At 56.7% G+C, this 19,033-nt stretch carries 15 protein-coding genes; 8 read left to right on the plus strand and 7 right to left on the minus strand.

Annotated features, from left to right (window positions below):
* Nucleotides 1–2 precede the first annotated feature (2 nt).
* Both DIT72_RS15640 and DIT72_RS15645 read right to left on the minus strand, forming a co-directional pair.
* Nucleotides 3–908, minus strand: coding sequence for a LysR family transcriptional regulator (locus DIT72_RS15640; protein ID WP_135956180.1), 906 nt, complete (start codon nt 906–908; stop codon nt 3–5).
* 104 nt (nt 909–1,012) lie between these two features.
* The gene (locus DIT72_RS15645; protein ID WP_135956181.1) at nt 1,013–1,801 is read right to left on the minus strand and encodes a universal stress protein; all 789 of its coding nucleotides are present in this window, start codon (nt 1,799–1,801) and stop codon (nt 1,013–1,015) included.
* 250 nt (nt 1,802–2,051) lie between these two features.
* Between DIT72_RS15645 and DIT72_RS15650 the strand changes: the two genes are divergently transcribed.
* Nucleotides 2,052–2,822, plus strand: a complete 771-nt coding sequence (locus tag DIT72_RS15650) for a ferredoxin--NADP reductase (RefSeq protein WP_135956182.1) — start codon at nt 2,052–2,054, stop codon at nt 2,820–2,822.
* A gap of 37 nt (nt 2,823–2,859) precedes the next feature.
* Nucleotides 2,860–3,960, plus strand: a complete 1,101-nt coding sequence (locus DIT72_RS15655; protein ID WP_228260840.1) for a hypothetical protein — start codon at nt 2,860–2,862, stop codon at nt 3,958–3,960.
* 12 nt (nt 3,961–3,972) lie between these two features.
* On the opposite strand, the gene DIT72_RS15660 is transcribed toward DIT72_RS15655, so the two are convergent.
* From DIT72_RS15660 to DIT72_RS15670, 3 genes are all read right to left on the minus strand, one after another.
* Nucleotides 3,973–6,663: a mechanosensitive ion channel domain-containing protein gene (locus DIT72_RS15660; RefSeq protein WP_135956183.1), complete on the minus strand. Its 2,691-nt coding sequence runs from the start codon at nt 6,661–6,663 to the stop codon at nt 3,973–3,975.
* Between the two features lie 107 nt (nt 6,664–6,770).
* Nucleotides 6,771–8,567 (minus strand): glycerophosphodiester phosphodiesterase family protein, encoded by a 1,797-nt coding sequence (locus tag DIT72_RS15665; protein ID WP_135956184.1) that lies wholly within the window; start codon nt 8,565–8,567, stop codon nt 6,771–6,773.
* Between the two features lie 34 nt (nt 8,568–8,601).
* Nucleotides 8,602–10,461, minus strand: coding sequence for an LTA synthase family protein (locus DIT72_RS15670; RefSeq protein ID WP_135956185.1), 1,860 nt, complete (start codon nt 10,459–10,461; stop codon nt 8,602–8,604).
* Nucleotides 10,462–10,560: 99 nt separating this feature from the next.
* Here DIT72_RS15670 and DIT72_RS15675 point away from each other — a divergent pair, with 99 nt between their 5' ends.
* The 5 genes from DIT72_RS15675 to DIT72_RS15695 all read left to right on the plus strand — a co-directional run bounded on the left by DIT72_RS15675 (nt 10,561) and on the right by DIT72_RS15695 (nt 15,887).
* Complete coding sequence (locus DIT72_RS15675) at nt 10,561–11,406, plus strand: hypothetical protein (RefSeq protein WP_135956186.1); 846 nt, start codon at nt 10,561–10,563, stop codon at nt 11,404–11,406.
* A 280-nt stretch (nt 11,407–11,686) separates the two neighbouring features.
* On the plus strand, nt 11,687–12,712 hold the full coding sequence (locus tag DIT72_RS15680) for an amino acid ABC transporter substrate-binding protein (RefSeq protein WP_135956187.1): 1,026 nt from the start codon (nt 11,687–11,689) through the stop codon (nt 12,710–12,712).
* A gap of 93 nt (nt 12,713–12,805) precedes the next feature.
* On the plus strand, nt 12,806–13,993 hold the full coding sequence (locus DIT72_RS15685; RefSeq protein WP_135956188.1) for an amino acid ABC transporter permease: 1,188 nt from the start codon (nt 12,806–12,808) through the stop codon (nt 13,991–13,993).
* On the plus strand, nt 13,993–15,078 hold the full coding sequence (locus tag DIT72_RS15690; protein WP_135956189.1) for an amino acid ABC transporter permease: 1,086 nt from the start codon (nt 13,993–13,995) through the stop codon (nt 15,076–15,078). Before DIT72_RS15685 ends, DIT72_RS15690 begins: the two co-directional genes overlap by 1 nt.
* Nucleotides 15,079–15,176: 98 nt before the next feature.
* Nucleotides 15,177–15,887 carry an amino acid ABC transporter ATP-binding protein gene (locus DIT72_RS15695; protein ID WP_211578831.1) on the plus strand — a complete coding sequence of 237 codons (711 nt, stop codon included), beginning with the start codon at nt 15,177–15,179 and terminating at the stop codon, nt 15,885–15,887.
* A gap of 40 nt (nt 15,888–15,927) precedes the next feature.
* Here DIT72_RS15695 and lpxH read toward each other — a convergent pair whose 3' ends face one another.
* Together lpxH and DIT72_RS15705 are read right to left on the minus strand one after the other, a co-directional pair.
* Nucleotides 15,928–16,656: a UDP-2,3-diacylglucosamine diphosphatase gene (gene lpxH / locus DIT72_RS15700; protein WP_135956190.1), complete on the minus strand. Its 729-nt coding sequence runs from the start codon at nt 16,654–16,656 to the stop codon at nt 15,928–15,930.
* The gene (locus tag DIT72_RS15705) at nt 16,653–17,162 is read right to left on the minus strand and encodes a peptidylprolyl isomerase (RefSeq protein ID WP_135956191.1); all 510 of its coding nucleotides are present in this window, start codon (nt 17,160–17,162) and stop codon (nt 16,653–16,655) included. The genes lpxH and DIT72_RS15705 overlap by 4 nt, the downstream gene beginning before the upstream one ends.
* A gap of 138 nt (nt 17,163–17,300) precedes the next feature.
* On the opposite strand from DIT72_RS15705, the gene DIT72_RS15710 reads away from it, so the two are divergent.
* Nucleotides 17,301–18,977, plus strand: a complete 1,677-nt coding sequence (locus tag DIT72_RS15710) for a glutamine--tRNA ligase/YqeY domain fusion protein (RefSeq protein WP_135956192.1) — start codon at nt 17,301–17,303, stop codon at nt 18,975–18,977.
* Nucleotides 18,978–19,033: the final 56 nt, after the last annotated feature.

Raw genomic sequence — 19,033 nt, forward strand, 5'->3', positions numbered from 1 at the left:
GATCAGGGATCCGGCATCGGTGGCTCCTGGAGCTGTTCGCAAAGCTCCATCCAGCGATCAATGCCGGCACTCCGGTATTTCTGCCGGTGAAGGATGAAGTAGAAAGTCCGGTCGAATTTCCGTTCTGAAGGAGCCTCCAGCGGTACCAGGCTACCCCGCCGGAATGCATCCGCAAGACACACCCTGGACAGGCAGCCAATGCCGAGGTTGGCTTCTACCGCCCGTTTGATGGCTTCCGTGTGCTCCAGCTCCAGCAGAATATCCAGGTCCGGCAGCAGGCCGTGCATGCCCCGTTCAAAGGTCTGACGGGTGCCGGAACCCTGTTCTCTCATGACCCAGGTGGCGGATCGCAGGTCAGCATCTGAAAGCCTCCCCTTGCTGGCAAGAGGATGATGGGGAGAACAGAATACCACCAGCTCATCGCTTCTCCAGGGAATAACCTCCAGTTCGGAGGACTGCAACTCTCCCTCGATCAGCCCGATGTCCAGCTCGAAATCACTGACCCGTTTGGCAATGGTGCGGGTGTTGGCGACTTCAAGAGATACTTTGGGATGCGTCGGGGTGTTCATGTATTTGGCCATAACGCCCACGGCCAGGTAGTTGCCAATGGTGAGTGTGGCGCCAACCTTGAGGGCTCCAACCTCGGTATGTTTGCTGAACGCCTGCTCAAGCTCACCTGACCGGGCCAGCAGGGCCTCTACTTTCGGGCGATACAGACGCCCCAGCTCGTTCAGCTGGAGACGTTTGCCAACACGGTCAAAAAGTTGAATGTCGAACTGGTTTTCCAGCTCTTTCAGGGCACTGCTCGCTGCAGACTGGGACATGGCCAGGGATTCAGCGGCGCGGGTAATGTTCTGATAGTGCGCTGCTGCAAGGAAGACCTCCAGCTGGCGGAAGCTATACCTCATAATCGATCGGCTCGAATGAATTCATGAATGTGTTCGATTAAATCGGTACGTTAGCTTCCTGCCAGTGTTTATTCAACAAGGACCGTTACTGGGTCCGTTTCGGCTCAGGGTATGATAAGTACCGGCTGTGAGCTTGCACCTGCAACTTTTTCCGTGGTGCTGCCAAGCGGCAGGTCTTCGATTGGCGTGGCGCCGCGTTTCCCGAGCACGGCGAGTGCCGGTCTGTCCTCCTCGATAGCCTTCAGTATCGCCGGCACCGCCCGACTGGTTACAATATGCCTGTGCACGTTGGCGTGTTTGTTTGCCAGCGAATCTATCCGCTCCTCGATTTCCTGGCTTTCGGCACCGGCGTCGTCTGGCTTTGCCCACAGCACGCGGCCATCGTGTCCCTCGGTAATCAGTTTTTCAAAGCACGTCTGTGCATTGAGTGAAGATGCGGACCCGTCCGTCGCGTAAAGGATCTCTTCTTCCACAGCAGGCGGTATGCCGTCTATGGGGATGACCAGCAGGGGCAGTCGGGTCATCCTTGCCAGGTTGAGGGCGATATTGCCGAAGAACAGTTCCCGGGTAGCAGAATGGCTGCGATTGCACACGATAATGCCATCGGCATCAATGGTTTTGGCGATCGTGATTACCTGGCTGGCCACAAATCCCTTGCCAATCCTGTAATCGGTGGAAACATCCAGATCACCGGCCAGCTTTTTACCCAGATCCTCGAGATTTTCCTTCACCACCCGTTCGTCATCTTCCGTGTGCAGGCGTTTGTGGGTTTCGATGACATGCACCAAGGTCAGCTTTCGGGTGCCAAGCAGTTTGATCATTGATGGCAGGCGCTCCATGGCGCGCTCCCAGTCTTTGGTGTAATCGACGGTCAGAATCAGATGATTCAGCATCCGGTGCCTCCTTATACCGATTAATTGCGCTCAGGCTTCACGTAGCCTGCTGGCTGTCTTCCTGTAAACAGTTATCTGTTAGCATAGTTCAAGGGCAGGCATTTTGTTGCAGGAGAGAGCTTAAATCGGATTTCCCGAATAAGGTTATGAGAATATCCCATTTTACCGATAGATTATGCCGCGTTAGAATTGAAAGCATACAAAATTGAAACATTCGCCGTAAAACGCGTAAGAACCGGCAGAGGTGTAAATGAGCAACCTGAACAAAGAGCGGGTAACAAGTGTTCGTCACTGGAACGACACTCTCTTCAGTTTCACGACCACCCGTGACCCCGGATTCCGGTTCAAGAACGGCCACTTCACCATGATTGGCCTGGAAACCGACGGCAAGCCGCTGATGCGCGCCTACAGTATTGCCAGCGCCAACTATGAAGAGGAACTGGAATTCTTCTCCATCAAGGTACAGGATGGCCCGCTGACGTCGCGGCTCCAGAAAATCGAGGTGGGTGACGAGATCATGGTCAGCCGCAAGCCGACCGGAACCCTGATTATGGACAACCTGCTGCCGGGCAGGAACCTCTGGCTGATCAGTACCGGCACCGGCCTGGCTCCGTTCATCAGTATCATCAAGGACCCGGAAGTCTACGAGGCCTTCGACAAGGTAATTGTCACCCACGGCGTTCGCTACAAGTCCGAACTTGCTTACCAGGAGGAAATTGAAGCGCTTCCTGACAACGAGTTCTTTGGTGAAATGGTGGAAGGCAAGCTGCTCTATTACCCCACGGTCACCCGGGAAGATTTCCGCAACACCGGGCGCCTGACCGATGCCATGGAAAACGGCAAGCTCACCCGGGACCTGGACATGCCCGAGTTTGATCTCGAGAACGACCGCTTCATGGTATGTGGCAGCCCCAGTATGCTGAAAGACACCTGCGCCATTCTCAACAATATGGGTTTCAAGGAAGCGCGTCATGGTAACCTCGGGCACTATGTGATCGAGAGGGCGTTTGTGGAGCAGTAGGCTAACGGCTCCACCAGCAGCAGCCAGAGGTGGGCGTTTGAAAAAAGCCATGGTGATTCTGGGGGTAGCGTTGCTGGTTGCGGCTTTCGCCAGCAATGCGACCCGGCCGGTGCCGATTGAGCAAAAGCTCATTTCGATCCGGGCCGCGGAGGCACTGCCCGGTTTTGACAACATTGCGGAGGAGCCTGTGGAGGTTCAGGCCGCCATTCTGGATCTGGGCGACGACCCGCTGGTACTTCTTAAAGCCCGGGCCGCTCTGCTGGCATACCCTGAAATGGCCCGCACAATTCTTCCCCTTTATGCCGCCGAACCAGAGTTTCGTGAGGTATTGCTCACCTACGGCGAGAACGCCTTACCGCCCGTTCACTATTTCATTCATAATCCTGTCCGCTCGATTGAATGGATGAACAGTGCTGCCCGCCAGTACCAGCGCGCAAAAGATTACCTTGCAGAACTCGGAGGCGGAGAGCCGGAGCAGCAGGAAGAGGTCCGGCCTCTGTCGCCAGAGGAGCGTGGTTGGTATGCGGTGAACTTTATACGCAACGAAGGGCACGATTTTCTCGGGCAGTTTGTCGTCGACGAAAGTGGTCGGACCCAATGGGTTCAGACCGAAAGAGTCACTGAGGGCATTGGCCAGTTTTTCACCAGCGGTGTGCGGCAGCTGGAGACGAATTACCGCACCGGTGAGGATATTTCCGCCAGCGATATTGGCTGGGCCTCAGTGGACGTGCTGGTATTTGCAAGCGCCGTCAAGGTGCTTCGTGCAGGCCGCTCGGCCGCAAAGGCCACTCAGGGAACCGGACTGTCAACCCGTTCAGCAGCACTGGCCGCCCGCATTACCGGTGGCGGGCGACTGGCTCTCAGCAGTGCCCGATATGCGAAATGGCCGGCCATTCTGGGGGCAGGGTACCTGGTGATCAACCATCCCGGCCTGATCAATGATTTCTTTGCCGGGGTGGCCGATATGCTGGGTGTACCCCCCCTGGCCCTACAGATCACAGGCTGGTTGATCATTCTTGTCCCCGCGCTGTACCTTCTCAGTTGGCTGTTATGGCCCACAATTACCTTGCTCAGGGGACTTCTTGCAGTTCTTTACAGGCTCTCCGGGCGCAGGCCGGATTATCCGGGACAGCTTTAGCCACCTCAACATTCATGTGCCCGCGATCGTCCGCACGTGCACATCGCGCTGAGGGAAGGGGATCTGGATGCCTGCTTCATGCAGCGCGCGAGTAATGGCAGCGTGGATTTCGTGGGACAGGGGCATAATGTCCAGGGGATCTTTTACAAACACCCGCAGCTCGAAATCAATACTGCTGTCACCGAGGCCGACGCAGAATACTGCCGGCGCCGGATCATCCACCACCCGCTCGTTATTCTGAGCCACTTCCGTGAGCAGTTCCTGCACCTGATCGACATCGGAGCCGTAGGCAATGCCGACTTGCAGTATGACGCGCGTGATCGAGTCGGAAAGTGTCCAGTTGGTCAGGTCCTGGGTCACAAAGGTCTTGTTGGGAATGATCTGCTCCTTGCGGTCCCAGTCAACCAGAGTGGTTGCACGAATGCGGATACGTGAGACCGTACCCGTGATACCCGCGATGGTGACCGTGTCTCCGACGCGGATAGGGCGTTCGAACAGCAGGATGATGCCGGACACAAAGTTGGCGACAATTTCCTGAAGGCCAAAGCCCAGGCCTACCCCGAGTGCCGCCACCAGCCACTGCAGCTTGGACCACTGCACCCCGATCACTCCGAGGAAAAACACCACGCCGACCAACACCAGGGTATAGGTGGTGAGGGTGGTAATGGCGTAGCCGGTTCCGGGCTCAAGCTTCATCCGGCTGAGTACCATGACTTCCAGGGTGCCGGGCAGGTTTTTGACAGCGAGCACTGTGCCAACGCCGACGAACAGTGCCAGCAGCAGGTCACCAAGCGTAATGGGCAGGGGGTCGCCGCTTTCAAGGTCAGTGGAGATGGTCCAGAGCGTGATATTGTCGAACAGCTGCAGGGCCGGAATCAGGCTCGCCCAGAGTAGCCAGAGGCCGGTAATGACAAGCACCGAAACCAGGATGCGCAACAGCGCGTTACTCTGCTGGTTGATATCCTTGAGATCCATCTCCGGCATCTCCAGCGTCAGCGGCACCGCTTCACCGGATGATTCTGCCGCTTCCCTGGTTTCAGCCAGCTTGCGTTCCGCCTCGCGGTGTTCCCTCAGCCGCTGGAGAGTCAGGCGACGTTCCCTGACCGAAAGTGCCCGCAGGCCGATGTAGAACAGCATGGCGTTGAAGGCGATCCAGCAGATGCTGATGAACAGGTTTCGTTCCAGTTCCAGCGCGGTGTAGTGATATCCGAGAAGTGAAGCCACCACCAGTACCAGGGGCGAGGCGACCGCCAGCATATGCAGGGCTAACAGGCGTCTGCTCTGTGGCCGGTCGGCCCGGACTGCGCTCATGATGCGATGCGCGAATGTTGAAAGCGCGATAGAGACGGCGGTAAACAGCAAGCGCCCCAGACTGTCCTCAAATTCGGAACCCCCGGGTGTTGCGGTGGTGGGCATGATAACCGTGATCGGGATGATTACCGCCAGAAGAAACGGAAGTTCCCGGCGAAGGGCGCGCAGCGAGTCGATACGCCAGTTGAAATGGGCGTCTCCCAACCCACCCTGGCGGGCAACGTTCTGAATAAACGCCAGCAGGAGGGTGACAAGTGCTGCGGTGGCCAGGCCGCTGGAAAGGGCGGAAAAAAATTCGTTGCCTTCCATCAGCAAAAGCGCTCCGACCGCAAGCACCAGTACGCCGGGCAGCGCCAGCAACAGACTGTTGGCGAGCGCATACAGAGTAAAATCAATGCGATCATGGCCAACGTTGCCAACGTACCGGCTGTTGGTATTCAGGTTACGTTTGATGGCTCGTCGCCTGATCAGTAGCAGCGCCAGAAGAATGATCAGAAAGGCTATGCTGCCGCCACGCTCCTGAACCGACTTGCCAATGGCATCGCTGAGCGGCTCAAGACGCGATTGCCCGGCGAACCAGGCAGCAGCGCTGATAAGCTCTTTGAGCGTGTCCGCGCCTACAACCGGGGCGCTGGGCAGCCAGAAAAGGCGCTGCTGCAGCAGAGTCTGGTATGCCTTTACTTGCTCCTCCAGGGCCGATACCGTGTTGTAATAGTCGTTCAGAGCCTGAATGTGTTCAGTGACGGCCTTGTGCAGCTGGCGGATAAGGCTGGCCCGCTGACTTCTTAGCTGTTCGCGGGCATCATCACCGGGGTCGATGACCGCCTCGAATTCTTCCAGCCGAAGCTGTTCCTCGCGTGCTGTCGATAACTGGCTTTCAATATCACCAATCAGATCCTTCGCAATGCCTTGCCGCTGCAGCCGCTCAAGCCGCTGCTGAAGTAGATTCGCGTAGCTGCCGGTCAGGTTGAGGCCGGCTTTTTCCAGGCGAAGCTCGAAGCTGTTGTATTCGTCCTCAAGTCGATTGAGAAGCGATTCCGCGTAGCTGAGCCGCTTGCGTGTGGATTCAAGCGCAATCAGCCGCTGGTCCAGAGAGGTTCTCAGCGCCTGAATCTGTTGGCGGATATCTGCCGTCCCGGTGTCGGGAAGATCAATCTGGGGCGGGCCATCGGTACCCGCTTCCAGTTCGGGCTGGACAGCAGGCCTTGCTTCTTCGGGTTCTTCTTTTTTCTCTTCGGTGGCCGTCTCGACACCTTCTTCGCTGGTCTCGTTACCACTTCCCTGGTTATCTGGCTGGCCGTGGGCCGGAATGGCGGCATAGCACAGGATAGCCGTCCAAATCAGACAGAGTGACCGGAAGCCACAGTGGGAGCCTGGCCTTTGGCGTTTCATGACGTGGCTCTCCTTGCGTCGGGTGTTGAAGTCACATGCAGGATTAGACAGTTTTCATTCTTTTCTGTCACTGTATAGCAGTTTTGCTGCGCTGGTCCGGTTATTCTTTAGCGAAGCCAGTTGCGCAGCTTGACGACCAGCACTTCGGCATCGGAAAGTCCGCGCCGATGCTCAAGCAGGTCCGCCAGAACATCGGGCCTGTCAGTGATGATGTTATCCACCCCCATGTCTATAAAGCGCGACATGGCAACGGGGTTGTTGACGGTCCACACGTGAAGTTCATTGCCGGATTGGTGGGTTTGCGCGACAGCAGCGGGGGTGACTCTGTTCTGTCGCAGACCCAGATTGTCAAAGCTTCCTTCCCAAAGCGGGCCGACGATGAATTGCGCCAGAAGAGTGGTTTTCAGCGCCGGCTCCAGGCTGCGGGCTTCCGCCAGCACATACCATTCTGCCGCAGCGATCACAGTGCCTTCGACGGCGTTCATGTTCTGTAGCAGGCGGACCACTTTCCGCGTCAGTTCGGGGGTATCCGGATCAGGTTTTATATCGACATAAAGCCTTGCCTTGCCTCTGGTGGCGATGATGGCCTCTTCGAGTGTGGCAATTCGTTCGGTACTGAACCCGGGGGCAAACCAGGAGCCTGCATCCCGCCCGCGAGCCTCCTGAAGGGTAATATCGGAGATTTTGCCATCCAGCCCGAATACGCGCTTCATATCGGCGTCATGCCACAGCACGGGTACGCCATCGGCGGTCATGCGAACATCGATTTCTATGTAGCCCGAACCGTCCTCAATGGCCTGCTCTATGGCGCTCAGGGTGTTTTCCGGCGCCTTGAAGGCACTGCCGCGGTGGGCTGTTATGGAGACTTCGTCCTGTTGTTCGAAGGATTGCAGTACGAACCAGGCCTGGCCAACTGCCAGAACGATGACCAGAATTTCTGCCGTCCACGTCATGGCGCCCGCCTGCCGGGGCAGATTCCTTACGGACACGCGCTGATGGTGGCCGGTCGCGCGGCGGTAAACACTGTAAATCAGCATGCTGTAGGCGGCAATGCCTGCAAACGCCAGGGTAATGGTGAAAACAATATAGAGTGCGACAAAGCCCAGGGTGACGGGCATGAGCAGGTCCATCCTTTCCGGCAATCTGGGCAGTAGCTGGCTGCCAATGCCCTGGAACACAAGCGTGACCAGAATCGGAAGTAACACCAGCCCGGCGAGACCTGCCAGCAAAGCCCCTGTCGCCGGCAGGCGTTGCCCGTGGACATAATGGTTGCTCAGCCTGAGCGCTTCCCTGGCACCATGATCATCCAGTAACACCAGTGGAACCGAGAGTATCCATCGAAGATACAGCCAGCCGTTACACGCGACGATACCGAGTGCGGCAATACCCGAGATTCCCATGAACCACCATACCGCCGGTGGGCGCTCAAGCCTCAGGTAGTAGACGTCGTAGGGTGAGAGCAAAAACTGATACGCGAGGATCAGCGTCACCAGAAACGGCATCGCGACCAGAAGGTGGCCGGCGACCTGCAGCAGCGCCAGCGCTGAGAGCTTTCTGAAGCGGCGGGCGAGAATCCAGAGCGCCGACAGTGCAATCCGGTACTCCCGGTTCCCCGCTGATGCTGCAATCCAGGTCATTCCCGCCTGTTGCAGAATGACCAGCAGCGCGGCAATGGTGGCGGTAATGGCAAGCCAGAGCAGCCCCCCTGGCGAGGTAACAAACTGCACCAGACCGCCAGTACTGATGGCGGCCTGGCCAGTGACCGGGCGAAGGGCTGCCAGGGTGCCGGAAAACAGCGGGGTCAGTGCCGCAATGGTCAGGCCGGTGAAGAACAGGTAAAAAATCAGCAGACTCCGGCGGTGCGTATGCAGATAGGCCAGGGCGTGCAGTGCCAGAATCTTCATTCAGGTAAGGATCTCCCGCTTTGAAGTTTCCTCTTCATGGGTTCTCAATGGGTTTCATGTGCGCAGCGTTGTTGAACAGCGCCATGCGTTCCTCAAAGCCCAGAAACGGCTCGCCATCTGTCTGTTGCAGTGTGCCGAACAGACGCTCCGGATCGAACGTCCATGTGCTGCAGTTGGTCATCAGCTCACTGCAGCTCAGTAACTGGCCAGACTCCCTGAGAAAGTATTTCAACCCGGTGTAGGTGTCTGCAAGCAGCAGGTCGCGCTCACTGTTTTGCTGCCGGACAAGCAGGCTTCGGCCAATCATGTCGCCGGTTTTTCTGCCCAGTCCGGTAACGTCCAGTATCGTTGGAGGAACGTCTATCTGGGCGACGATCTGGGTTTTGGGGGCATAGCGGGCCAGCGAATCGCCATTGGGAGGCCTCACTGCCAGCACCCCAACGTTACTGTTCAGGGGAAGGGACTCCGGGTCCTGCCTGATAAAACCACCGGACTCGTCGGAGGTGATAATCACCAGAGTGTCATCGAGGATACCCTCCGAAGCGAGGCCATCGAGCAAACGATTCAGTGACTCTGCCATGGTTTTCATGGCTTTTCGGCGGGCTTGCTGTGGCTCGGCTGCCGCAAGCTTTTCAAGGTCCCCGGTACCAAAGTCATCGTCATCCGCCGTTTCTTCTCCGGTATTGAATGGGTGGTGTGTGCCCACGTTCAACAGAGTCACCATCCATGGTGCCGGGGAAGCATCAAGCTTGCGAATCCGTTTACCGATATTGTCAAAGTAGGTCGGATCGGGTGGGCCCCAGCCGTCCACCTCCTCACCTTCGCTGGTGAAGACTTCCGCCCCGGTCACATCCGCGAACCCGACCCGCGGCATAAAATCCCCTTTTTGCATGTAGTCCAGGGGGGCTGCCTGCCAGTATGCTGTGGTATAGCCTTTTTCGAGCAGCCGCGACGGCATGCAGTCTGCCCGGGCCCGGTCTTCGGCTATATCAATCATTTTTCTGGATTGCCTGTGGAAATCCGGGTACTCGCCACAAAGGATGGAAAAAGTCCCGCGGTCTGTTTGTCGTTCCATGCTCAGGGCATTCCTGTAAATGCGGAAGCCATGGTGGCTGAGGTTGTCCTCGAGACTGCTGAGCATCACCGTGGGATTGAGGTTGTGGTAGTCACTCACGCCGGGGAAATAGCCTGCTGACAGGCCTTCAACCATGATCAGCAATACGTTGGGCGGATGCTCAACATCGGGAGCGGCGACCTGTTGATGAAAGAAATTGGTGTCATCGCGGATATCCTGCGGGCTCACTTCCCGGTCGTCACCGCGGCGTAATGAGGCGGTGAACGGGCCGGCCAGGGCGCTGGGAATCTGCGAGAAAAAGCTTGCAACCAGGTTATTTGTGGGCGTTGTGAGGCTTTGAAAAGACACGGCATACACCGCTATGACAAGCGTGGCGAATGCCCCCAGTCCCTTGCCGCCAGTAACGGGGGCGGCCACCAGTCTGCGATGCAGCCAGTGGAGCAGCCAGGCCAGCACGAGGTAGACCGGCAGCAACAGAGAGTGCCTGTTGAGCAGGCTCCCGGTCACAAACGTGGGATCTACACCCTTGCCGATAAGGGACAGCTGGAAAAGCGTGCCGTGGACAGTCAGATGCATTCCTGCAACGAAAGCCGCACAGCCGAGCAGAACCACAAGCAGCACCCGGAAAGCGCCCGCCGTTACACTCAATAAAACGGCCAGAACCAGCGCACCGGCAAGATCGCTTGCGATCATGCCGACGGGATCAGGCCAGATCCCACTCTGCAGTATATGGCTTGCCCTGACAATCAGAAGCCAGCAAAGCGTTAACAGCACAGTTTGTGCAAAGCGCCTGGTGGTGAGCGCTGAGAAAAATGCCATAGTGTGTTCCGATAGTTGCCACGGATCCCGGCTGCCAGTGCTTTGGTGCGTGGCAACATTCCTGTAAAACAGGGTATCCCCACCGGCTGGAGGCTGGCAATGTCGCGTGTTAATTATGAATCTCTGTTAATCAGTCTGGTACTTCTGTTTCTTCTGTCAGGCTGCCGGCAGACCGGTGATGCGTCCGCTTTGAGCATCAAGCTTGCGCCCGCCGAGCTGACCTGGATTGGTGAGCAGGTTTTCCGTAACGAGTGTGCCGGCAGGGCACTCTGCCTAGTCCACTGGAACAAGGGGGAAGCCTTTCCCTCACTGGGAATCGGCCATTTTATCTGGTATCCCGCTGGTGTGGACGGGCAGTTTGTGGAGAGCTTCCCGGAGCTGATCCGTTTTATGCGGGAGCAATCCGTTCCGCTTCCCGGGTGGTTGAATGAGCTGGAACCGTTTGACGCCCCATGGCCAGATCGCAGTGCCTTCATGCAGGCAGATGGCGAAAGAGGGGGCAACGAAGAGCACAGGGCAGTGGTGTCCTCGCTCAGGGAGTTTTTATGGTCCACTCGCGGGGTACAGGCGGAATTCATTGTACTTCGGGCGCGAAACGCTCTTGAGAGAGTTGTGGCCGCAGCCCCGAGGTCTGACCAGGCATCACTCCGGGATCATTTGCGGCAATTGATCGCAACACCCGGCGGTGCTTATGCGGTCATTGATTACGTCAACTTCAAGGGCGAGGGTCTGTCAGCACAGGAAACCTACCAGGGCCAGGGCTGGGGCCTGCTTCAGGTACTCCTTGCGATGCCTGAAAGTAATGGTTCGGTACTCGAACACTTCCGCACAGCGGCGAAAACCACCCTTACACGCCGTGCAGAACATGCCCCACGTGCCATAGAGCGGGAAAAATGGCTGCCGGGCTGGTTGGCACGAATCGATACCTATCGGGAACCCGGCTAGGAGTGTTGGGTTAAATTACATAAACTGCCCTGAAAACTGGTTCATTTGCTGAACTACTTCTATTTTTATAGATGAGCGTTCTGAAATGCCGGCTCAAGAGCCCGCTGGCGGTCCTGGTGCCCCGAATAAAGGCATTGACCGCACAGTATTGTGGCCTGTTGGCGTTATCAATAGATGCTCATGGAAAAACAAATACTATAAATCAATGAGTTAGTGCGCATGGCTCGCTAATTGCTAAAAGCTATTGCTCTTCTAACCAACGGAATTTCGGAGAACCACAATGAAGAATACCAAGTCGATCGCCGTCGGCGCCGCCATGCTGTGCGGCCTGTTTTCTGCTTCGGCCGCCTCCGCTGCAACAACACTTGAAAGCGTCAAGGAAAATGGACATTTACAGTGTGGTGTGACCAGTGGTCTGCCAGGGTTTTCCCAGCCGGATGACAAGGGTAACTGGACCGGTATCGACGTGGATACCTGCCGTGCGGTTGCCGCCGCGATCTTTGGCGATGCGCAAGCGGTAGAATTTACTCCGCTGACCGCAAAGGAGCGTCTGACCGCGCTGCAGTCTGGCGAGATCGATATGCTGTCCCGTAACACTACCTGGACCTTGACCCGTGATGCCTCTCTGGGCCTGAACTTCACCGGCACCAATTATTACGATGGTCAGGGCTTTCTGATCAAAAAAGAACTTGGTGTCGATGATGCGACTGAACTGAGCGGCGCCACGATCTGTATTCAGGCGGGCACCACCACTGAGCTGAACCTGTCCGACTACTTCCGCGCCAATGGCATGGAATACCAGCCGATTGTGTTTGATACCTCTGAGCAGACCGTCCAGGGCTTTGCTGCTGGCCGTTGTGACGTGCTGACCTCTGACCGTTCGCAACTGGCAGCGCTACGCTCCAAGCTTAACGATCCGGGCTCTGCCAAGATCCTGCCGAACACCATCTCCAAGGAGCCTCTGGGCCCCGTGGTCCGCCAGGGCGACGATCAGTGGTTCAACATCGTCAAATGGGTGCTGTTTGCCCAGATCAACGCAGAGGAGCTGGGCATCACCAGCGACAACGTTGAAGATATGCTGAAGTCTGACAATCCGAACGTACAGCGCCTGCTGGGCACCGATGGCGACATGGGCGCCAAACTGGGACTGCCCGATGATTTCGGTCACCAGATAGTCAAGCAGGTTGGTAACTATGGCGAAATGTATGACCGTAACGTTGGTCCCGACACTCCGCTTGGGCTGGATCGCGGGCTGAACGCGTTGTGGAACGAAGGCGGTATTCTTTACGCGCCTCCCCTTCGTTAAAACCTGAAAGCGCACAGCGTGTGGTGTGGGCTTCCCACCCGCGCGCTGTTTTCGTGATTTGTTTCATCGCGGTTCAGCTTTCCGGGAAGCTCCATGAAAAAACAGACTGTTGATTCAAGACCGACAGGGCCGAAGCCCTGGTACGATCCCCGAATACGTTCCATCTTTTTCCAGTTTGTCGCCATTGCCCTTGTGTTCTGGGGTGGCTGGACACTGGTCGATAACACCCTTACGAATATGGAAAGCCGGGGCATCAGTACCGGCTTCGGATTTCTGGATGAGACCGCAGGCTTCGGCATTATCATGTCGCTGGTGCCTTATGACGCCACCATGACCTATGGCAGGACCTTTCTCGTAGGTCTCATGAATACATTGCTGGTTTCGGCAATGGGCATTGTAACAGCCACCATTCTCGGTTTTATTATTGGCGTGGCACGATTATCCAGCAACTGGCTTGTGGCCAAGCTCGCGCTCGTTTACATCGAGGTTATCCGCAACATTCCACTGCTTCTGCAGATCTTTTTCTGGTATTTCGCCGTCCTCGGCAGCCTGCCTTCGCCACGGCAGAGCGTAGAGGTGGCTGACAGCTTTTTCCTGAACAATCGGGGGCTCTATCTTCCGGAGCCAATGCCTCAGGAGGGCTTTGGCCTGGTCTGGGGCGCTGTCATTGCCGCCATAGTGGCGGTAGTCGGCCTGCGTGCCTGGGCAAAGAAACGTCAGCTTGCAACCGGCCAGATATTTCCCACGTTCAAAGTGGGCGTCGCGATACTGGTGATTCTGCCCACGGTGGCTTACCTGGCTACCGGGACTCCCCTGGAGTGGGAGCTGCCAGCGTTGAAAGGGTTCAACTTTGGTGGCGGCATCACGATTATTCCTGAGCTGGCGGCCCTGTGGATTGCGTTGTCTCTTTATACTGCAAGTTTCATTGCCGAGATTGTTCGTTCCGGCATTCTGTCGGTCAGTAAAGGGCAGACTGAGGCCGCCAAGGCTCTCGGCATACCTAACAGCCTGACTTTGCGTCTGGTGGTGATTCCCCAGGCAATGCGGGTGATTATTCCCCCCCTTACAAGCCAATACCTGAACCTGACCAAGAATTCCTCACTGGCGACAGCAATCGGATATCCCGACCTGGTCGCGGTGTTCATGGGCACAACCCTGAACCAGACCGGCCAGGCGGTGGAAGTGGTGGCCATCACCATGGCGGTGTATCTCACCATCAGTCTGGCAATTTCCCTGTTTATGAACATCTATAACAGGGCTGCGGCGATTAAGGAGCGATGATGGCTGAGCCAATGTTAAAACCACCGAAAATTGCAATCAGCCCCATAACCTGGGTGCGCCAGAACCTGTTCTCAGGCTGGTACAACACCCTGCTGACGCTGGTGGTCGGCTATCTTTTGGTAGTCGGCGTGGGGCCGGTTTTCAGCTGGCTGTTTTTTGACGCCACTTTTCTTGGCAGCGAGCCGAGTGACTGTACCGGCACGGGGGCCTGCTGGCTGTTTATCAGTGAACGGCTGAACTTCTTCATCTACGGGTTTTACCCCGATGATCTGCAGTGGCGGGTAGATGTGATGTTCGGTCTGCTGGCACTTTCTTTTGTGCCGCAATTCATCGAGCGTTTTCCCGGTCGCAAGTGGTTCGGCCTGTTCGGCCTGACCGGCCTTCCGGTTGTGGGCTACTTTCTGGTTCCTGGCGGCAACTTTGGGCTGGAAGTCGTGGAAAGCAGCAAGTGGGGCGGCCTGATGCTGACACTGATCCTTGCCTACATCGGGATCCTTGCCTCACTGCCGATTGGTATAGTACTGGCGCTTGGCCGGCGTTCGGAGATGCCGATCATCCGCGGCATCTGTGTGGTGTTTATTGAAGTCTGGCGGGCTGTGCCACTGATAACAGTGCTGTTCATGGCCTCGGTCATGCTGCCGCTGTTTCTGCCGGATGGCATGAACTTCGAAAAGCTCATGCGGGCGCTGATTGGTATCACGCTCTGGCAGTCTGCCTACATGGCGGAGGTCATCCGTGGTGGGCTGCAGGCGATTCCCAGAGGGCAGTATGAAGCGGCGGATGCACTTGGACTTGGCTACTGGAAGAAAACCGGGCTGATCATTCTGCCCCAGGCCCTCAAGATGGTTATTCCCGGCATTGTTAACACGTTCATATCGCTTTTCAAGGACACCACGCTGGTGCTGATTATAGGCCTGTTCGACATTCTCGGTACCGTACAGTCGACGATAACGGACCCGGCCTGGCAGAACGTTGCAATAGAAGGTTACGTGTTTGTGGCCTTCTGTTTCTGGGTTTTCTGCTTCGGCATTTCCCGTTACAGCCAGAACCTTGAACGCAAACTAGACACCGGTCACAGGACCTGATGGGTATCACTATGACAGAACAAACCCGGACAACGGATTCGCTGAATCCGGTTCCAAGCCAGAAAGACGATAGCGCGGCCATCATTCGGGTCGAGGGGATGAACAAGTGGTACGGAGATTTTCATGTTCTCCGGAATCTGAACCTGAACGTCCGCCATGGCGAGCGCATCGTTATCTGTGGCCCGTCAGGATCGGGAAAGTCGACGTTTATACGCTGCATCAACCGGCTGGAAGAGCATCAGCAGGGCAAGATCATTGTCGATAATATCGAGCTCACAGACGATATCCGCCACATCGACACAGTACGCCGTGAGGTTGGCATGGTGTTCCAGCATTTCAATCTGTTTCCGCATCTGACGGTGCTGGAAAACTGCTGCCTTTCGCCCATCTGGGTGAGAAAGCTGCCGCGGAAGGAGGCAGAAGCTACGGCAATGGAATATCTGGAACGGGTCAGGATCCCGGAACAGGCCAGCAAGTTCCCCGGTCAGCTATCCGGCGGTCAGCAGCAACGGGTCGCCATTGCCCGGGCACTGTGCATGAAACCGAAGATCATGCTGTTTGATGAGCCCACATCCGCGCTCGACCCCGAAATGATCAAGGAAGTGCTGGACGTGATGATCGAGCTTGCCGGCAGTGGCATGACCATGATCTGTGTGACTCACGAGATGGGCTTCGCCAAAACAGTGGCAGACCGGGTGATTTTCATGGATGGCGGCGAGATTGTGGAAGAGGCACCGCCCCACGAATTCTTCACCAATCCGCAGGAGCCCAGAACCCGGAAATTTCTGGAACAGATTCTGCAACACTGACGACCGCTCGCAGGCCAGGCCCATAGGCCTGGCCGGTGCTTCACAGTGGTCGCTTTTTCAGTACCGGATCCTGGTCGGGCCCGGTTTCCAGCCACCAGGCATTGTCGCTCCAGTCCCCGAGCACAATCCGCGTTGCCGGTTTGCCACTGACCTCCAGGTGGTGAACCGCCGGGCGATGGGTGTGGCCATGAATCAGGCGCCGGACCCCGTGCGCCTCCATTTCCCTCACCACCTCGTCCGGGGTGACATCCATAATGAACTCTTCCTTGCCCTTGTTCTTGGCCATGCTGATTTCCCGCAGCTGACGGGCCATCTGCTGGCGTTCAGCGAGTGGCCGCTGGAGAATCATCTGCTGCCACTGGGGATTGCGCATGTTGGCGCGGAACTTCTGGTATTCCACATCGGCGGTGCACAGGCTGTCGCCATGCATCAGCAGCGTCGGCGTGCCGTACAGGTCTATCACCGTCGGGTCCTCTAGTAGCAGCGTGGCGCCAATGCGGTTGCAGTAATCCTCGCCAATGAGGAAATCCCGGTTGCCGTGCATCAGGAACAGTTCCGTGCCGGACGCAGTCACTGTCCGCAGCGCTTCCGCTATCTGTTCCTGTAGTGGCGTCCTTTCGTCGTCACCAATCCAGGCCTCGAAAAAATCCCCCAGGATGTAGAGCTGCTCTACACCCCGGGCCGTTTCGTCCAGAAACGCGAGGAAGGCGTTGGTGATATCCGGGCGGGATTCTTCCAGATGCAGATCCGAGATGAACAGCGTGGTCACGCCGTGCCTCCGTCCTCTACAACCTCTGCTTTTTCAATCACAACGTCTTCTGCGGGAACGTCCTGGTGGCCGGAGCGCATGGTGGTGCGTACGGAGCGAATGGCGTTGACGGTATCCATGCCTTCCACAACCTTGCCGAACACGCAGTAACCCCAGCCCTCGGCATTCTCGGCGGTATGATCGAGAAAGCCGTTGTTTTCGACATTAATAAAGAACTGCGCGGTGGCGGAGTGCGGGTCCATGGTGCGGGCCATGGCAACGGTGCCCTGCATGTTGCTCAGACCGTTGTTGGCTTCGTTGCGGATCGGCTTGCCGGTTTTGCGCGGGGTCATTCCCGGCTCGAAACCACCGCCCTGGATCATGAAGTTGGGAATCACACGGTGAAAAATCAGACCATCGTAGAAACCGTCCCGAACATACTGTTCAAAGTTTTTGGCAGTCTCCGGGGCATTGTCATAATCCAGTTCCAGTTTGATATCACCGTGGGAGGTTTTCAGCAGAATCATCAGGGTTTCCTGTTCAAATGGTTATAAAAAGCAACGTTGGGATCATTGTACTGAAGAGTTTGTACGCGTGCATGAGTTAGGCAATGATTTGTGAGTATAATACGCGGTTTCAGACCCACACCCTATGATTGAGATTGTATGAGCGCCGAGTCCAAGAAAGCCCATAACTTCATCGAGAGCCTGATCGAAGACGCAATCGCCAAAGGCGGGCACACAGGCACGGTGGTGACCCGGTTTCCCCCGGAACCCAACGGGTACCTGCATATTGGCCACGCCAAGTCGATCTGTCTGAATTTCGGCATTGCCGAAACCTTCGACGGTGTATGCACTTTGCGGTTTGACGACACCAACCCGGAGAAGGAGTCCCAGGAGTACATTGACGCCATCAAGGAGGACGTTCACTGGCTGGGCTACGAATGGGCCGGCGAAGTGCGCTACGCCTCGGATTATTTCGACGCCATCTATGACTTTGCCGTTGAGCTGATCGAAAAGGGTAAGGCCTATGTGTGCGCACTGACTGCCGACCAGATGGCAGAATACCGCGGCACCCTCAGGGAGCCGGGGCAAAACAGCCCCTACCGTGATCGCCCGGTAGAAGAAAACCTGCAACTGTTCCGGGATATGCGCGCCGGAAAATACCGGAACGGGGAACTGGTGCTGCGCGCCAGAATCGACATGGCATCCCCGAATATCAACATGCGGGATCCGATCCTGTACCGGATTCGCTACGCCGATCACCACCAGACTGGCGACAAGTGGTGTATCTACCCGATGTACGACTTTACTCACCCGATTTCCGACGCCATGGAGGGGGTTACCCATTCCCTGTGCACACTGGAATTCGAGGACCATCGCCCGCTGTACGACTGGGTGCTGGAAAACATCTCCGCTCCCTGCCAGCCAAGGCAGATTGAATTTGCACGGCTGAACCTGAATTACACCATTACCAGCAAACGCAAACTCAGGCGTCTGGTGGATGAAGGTTTCGTGGATGGCTGGAATGACCCGCGCATGCCCACCATTTCCGGCCTGCGCCGCCGCGGCTATACCCCGGAGTCCATTCGCACCTTCTGCGACATGATCGGAGTGAATAAAGCCGGTGGCACCGTGGACATGGGCATGCTGGAGCATGCCATCCGTGAAGACCTGAACACCCGCGCCCCGCGTGCAATGTGCGTGATGCGTCCGCTGAAGGTTACCCTGATCAACTACCCGGAAGACAAGACCGAAAACCTGGTGCTGCCGGTACATCCCCAGAACCCGGATATGGGCGAGCGGGAAGTAACCTGGAGCCAGACCCTGTTCATTGATCAGGAAGACTTTGCCGAAGAGCCGCCCCGCAAGTGGAAGCGTCTGGCACCGGATCAGGCAGTGCGTCTCCGTGGTGGTTATGTGATGACTTGCCGCGAGGTTATTCGCAACGAGGCCGGTGAGATCGTTGAACTTAAATGCGAGTACGATCCCGGCACGCTGGGTGTCAATCCGGAAGGTTATAAACCGAACGGAGTCGTTCACTGGGTTTCGGCAACGGACAGCGTTGAGACAGACATCAATCAGTATGATCGTCTGTTTAACCACGAGTCGCCGGACAGTGACAAAGAAACTGATTTCGTTGAGTCCATCAACCCGGAATCGTTGGTGGTATTAAAAGGCGCCAGGGTAGAGAAGGCGCTGGCCCAACCCCGTACAGACCTGCCGTATCAGTTCGAGCGCGAGGGTTATTTCTTCTGTGATCAGGAACTGACCGCAGCAGCAGGCCGCCCGGTATTCAACCGTACCGTGACCCTCCGGGATTCCTGGGGCAAGGGTAAATAGCAGCAGAAGGCACGAATAAAGTCAGGGAAGCGGCCTGGCCGCGACCTGCACCAATA

The organism is Marinobacter orientalis, from assembly GCF_004792665.1.
GTDB classification, from domain to species: domain Bacteria; phylum Pseudomonadota; class Gammaproteobacteria; order Pseudomonadales; family Oleiphilaceae; genus Marinobacter; species Marinobacter orientalis.